This is a genomic window from Actinophytocola sp., assembly GCF_035942955.1.
GTDB lineage: Bacteria > Actinomycetota > Actinomycetes > Mycobacteriales > Pseudonocardiaceae > DASYTH01.
Map to the genome: position 1 here is coordinate 1 of NZ_DASZCQ010000318.1, position 3040 is coordinate 3040.

5 protein-coding genes are annotated in these 3040 nt (G+C 73.1%); 3 read left to right on the forward strand and 2 right to left on the reverse strand.

The genetic code is table 11. From position 1 onward, the window contains the following. Positions 1–774: vWA domain-containing protein (locus tag VGX25_RS31680; protein WP_326921634.1), on the forward strand; the 774-nt coding region annotated here is incomplete at its 5' end. A 10-nt stretch (positions 775–784) separates the two neighbouring features. After that, the gene (gene cobO / locus VGX25_RS31685) at positions 785–1399 is read left to right on the forward strand and encodes a cob(I)yrinic acid a,c-diamide adenosyltransferase (protein ID WP_326921635.1); all 615 of its coding nucleotides are present in this window, start codon (positions 785–787) and stop codon (positions 1397–1399) included. Positions 1400–1415: 16 nt separating this feature from the next. Here cobO and VGX25_RS31690 read toward each other — a convergent pair whose 3' ends face one another. Together VGX25_RS31690 and VGX25_RS31695 are read right to left on the reverse strand one after the other, a co-directional pair. Beyond that, the gene (locus tag VGX25_RS31690; RefSeq protein WP_326921636.1) at positions 1416–2141 is read right to left on the reverse strand and encodes a CbtA family protein; all 726 of its coding nucleotides are present in this window, start codon (positions 2139–2141) and stop codon (positions 1416–1418) included. Positions 2142–2166: 25 nt separating this feature from the next. Further along, a complete protein-coding gene (locus VGX25_RS31695) occupies positions 2167–2376 on the reverse strand; it encodes a CbtB domain-containing protein (RefSeq protein WP_326921637.1) in 210 nt (69 codons plus the stop codon). 161 nt (positions 2377–2537) lie between these two features. Between VGX25_RS31695 and VGX25_RS31700 the strand changes: the two genes are divergently transcribed. Next, a partial coding sequence (locus VGX25_RS31700; RefSeq protein WP_326921638.1) for a histidine phosphatase family protein occupies positions 2538–3040 on the forward strand: 503 nt, incomplete at its 3' end.

Genomic DNA, 3040 nt, shown 5'->3' on the forward strand with positions numbered 1-3040 from the left:
AACGGGCTCGGCGCCGGCGCACCCGGCCGGCGGTCGAGGGCCCGCTCGCCGCACGGCCGCACGCTGCGGGCGTCGCCGGCACAGGGGCACGGCGTCCACCTGGTGGGCACGCTCACCGCGGCCGCGCCGCATCAGCCGGCGCGCGGCCGGTCCGGCGCCGGGCTGGTGATCCGCCCGCCGGACCTGCGCAGGGCGGTGCGCGAGGGCCGGGAGAGCAACCTGGTGCTGTTCGCGGTGGACGCGTCCGGCTCGATGGCCGCGCGCACGCGGATGTCGGCGGTCACCGGCGCGGTGATCTCCCTGCTGCTGGACGCGTACCAGCGCCGGGACAAGGTCGGGCTGGTGACCTTCCGGGCCGATACCGCCGAGCTGGCCCTGCCCCCGACGTCCTCGGTGGACGCCGCGGTGAGCCGGTTGCGCCGGCTGCGCACCGGTGGCCGGACACCGCTCGCCGGCGGCCTGCTGCGGGCACGCCGCACGCTGGAGATCGAACGCCTGCGCGATCCTCGCCGGCGTGCGCTGCTGGTGCTCGTCACCGACGGCCGGGCGACCGTTCCCCTCGTCGAGGATGCGGTGACCGACGCGCTGCGGGCGGCCCGGCTGCTCGCGGGGGACGGGGTGGCGAGCATCGTGGTCGACTGCGAGCGCGGACCGGTGCGGCTGGGCCTGCCGTCCCGCATCGCCGACGCCCTCGGCGGCGCCTGCGTGCGGCTCGATGAGCTTTCGGCGGAACGGGTCACCGGGGTCATCCGCGCCGTCCGCCGGGCCGCCTGAGGAGCCGGTGATGCCACAAGGAAAACCTGACACCGTGCCGGAGGACGGGCTGACCACCCGGCAGCGCCGCAACCGCCCGCTGCTGATCGTCCACACGGGAGAGATGAAGGGCAAGTCCACGGCGGCGTTCGGGCTGGCGCTGCGCGGCTGGAACCAGGGCTGGTCGATCGGCGTGTTCCAGTTCGTCAAGTCCGCCAAGTGGAAGGTGGGCGAGGAGGCCGCGCTGCTGGCGCTCGGCGAGGTGCACGCGCGGACCGGGCAGGGCGGACCGGTGGAGTGGCACAAGATGGGCGCCGGCTGGTCCTGGTCGCGCAAGCACGGCACCGAGCTCGATCACGCCGAGGCGGCGCGCGAGGGCTGGCGGGAGATCGCCAGAAGGCTCGCCGAGCGGCGCCACACCCTCTACGTGCTCGACGAGTTCACCTACCCGATGAAATGGGGCTGGGTGGACGTCGGAGAGGTGGTCGAGACCCTGGCGAACCGGCCCGGCCACCAGCACGTGGTGATCACCGGGCGGGACGCGGCCGACGAGCTCATCGACGCGGCCGACCTGGTCACCCGGATGACCAAGGTCAAGCACCCGATGGACACCGGCGCCAAGGGACAGAAGGGCATCGAGTGGTAGGTGTCCGCTATGGACACTACCCGGCGGCGAGCCCGGCCCCGGTGCCGCGCTCGGTGAACCGCCGCACCTCCCGGTCGAGCAGCACCGCGAACCCGACGCCGATCGTGGCCCACAGCACGGCCTGGGTGCCCAGCGACGCGAGCCGGAACTCCCACAGCACCTGGGCCGGGAAGCCCGCCGGCACCTCGTCGAAGTGCGGGAGCAGCGCGGCGGCCACGGCGACCGCGACGACGTAGCCCACCGCGGACGCCACCGCGCCGAGCCAGCCGCCAAGCCGCCGGCTGCCGTAGATTGCCGCCACCGCAAGGAGAACCGAGATCGCCACCATCGCGAAGTACAGCGCGGTCCGGTCGCCGATCGTCTCCTCCCGGCCGACCCCGGGCGGGTTGGGCGGGTAGGTCAGGAACGGCACCAGGGCCACGGCCACGAAGGCGATGGCCGCCGTCACCAGCGCCGTGCCGCGCGGGCCGAGCCGGCCGATCCGGCCGTAGGCGAACGCGAACGCCAGCGCGAACAGCCCGCCGACCGCGACCCCGAACGCGCAGGTCGCGATCGCCAACCCGACCGTGCGCTGGACCCCCCGGCCGACCGGCGGCGCCTCCTCGGGTTGGGCGCCGTGCTCCTGCTCCTCGAGGGAGATCGCCACCTCCACCGGCGGCTCCCCGAACACCGACGCGAAGCCGAGCGCGAGCAGCCCGCCGAGCAGACCCGCGAGCAACCCCCACACCAGTACGGTGCGCATGTGCAGCGTCATGTGCGGATGCCGCTCAGTGGCATGGGAAGCCGAGCAGATGGCGCCCGTCGTGCACCAGCTCGTGCAGGTACGTCCCGGAGAACAGGGACAGGGCGCCCTGCTCGGTGCTGACGAAGTACATCACCACCAGGAACAGCACTCCCGCGAAGATCGCGTACGGCAGGATCTGCCGCACCGGTATGCGCACCGGGATGGGAGCAGGGATCGCCGCAACCTGCGACATGGGGCACCTCCTCGGGCACACGCGGCCCACTCGTGGAGCGTCGATGGCACCGGGTCTGACTCGTGCACCGGGCACATACAGTGGCGCGGCCGTGCCGGATTCCCACCGGCTTCCTCGTACCATCAGGGTCGATTTCGCAACGTACCACCCGGAGGAGCCGGATGACCACCCGCGTACTGCTGGTTTGCCACGCGGCGACCTCGGCCACCCGGCGCGCCGCGTTCCCGGACGACGAACCGATCGAGCGCCCACCACTGCCCATGGCCGAGCGGGTGGATCTCGCCCTGACCGGCCCCGGGACCCCCTGCCGCCAGACGGCCGCCGACCTCGGCCTCAAGCCCACCATCGAGGAACGTCTCCGCGAGTGCGACTACGGCCGCTGGCGCGGCCACACCCTCGCCGAGCTGACCGAGTCCGAGCCGGAAGCCGTGCAACGATGGCGCACCGATCCCACCTCCGCCCCGCACGGCGGAGAGTCCACACTGGACCTTCTCGGCCGCGTCGCCAACTGGCTGGACGAGCTCCCCACCATCTACAACCGAATCGCGGCGGTCACCCACCCCTCCGTCATCAAGGCCGCCATCGTCCACGCCATCCGCGCAACCCCGGAATCGTTCTGGCGCATCGACATCCGTCCGCTGTCCCGGACGGTGCTGTCCGGGAC

Bases quoted from the DNA above. Each gene is read 5' to 3' on its own strand.
- VGX25_RS31690 (WP_326921636.1), bottom strand. From the start codon at position 2,141: ATGCGCACCGTACTGGTGTGGGGGTTGCTCGCGGGTCTGCTCGGCGGG.
- VGX25_RS31695 (WP_326921637.1), bottom strand. From the start codon at position 2,376: ATGTCGCAGGTTGCGGCGATCCCTGCTCCCATCCCGGTGCGCATACCG.
- cobO (WP_326921635.1), top strand. From the start codon at position 785: ATGCCACAAGGAAAACCTGACACCGTGCCGGAGGACGGGCTGACCACC.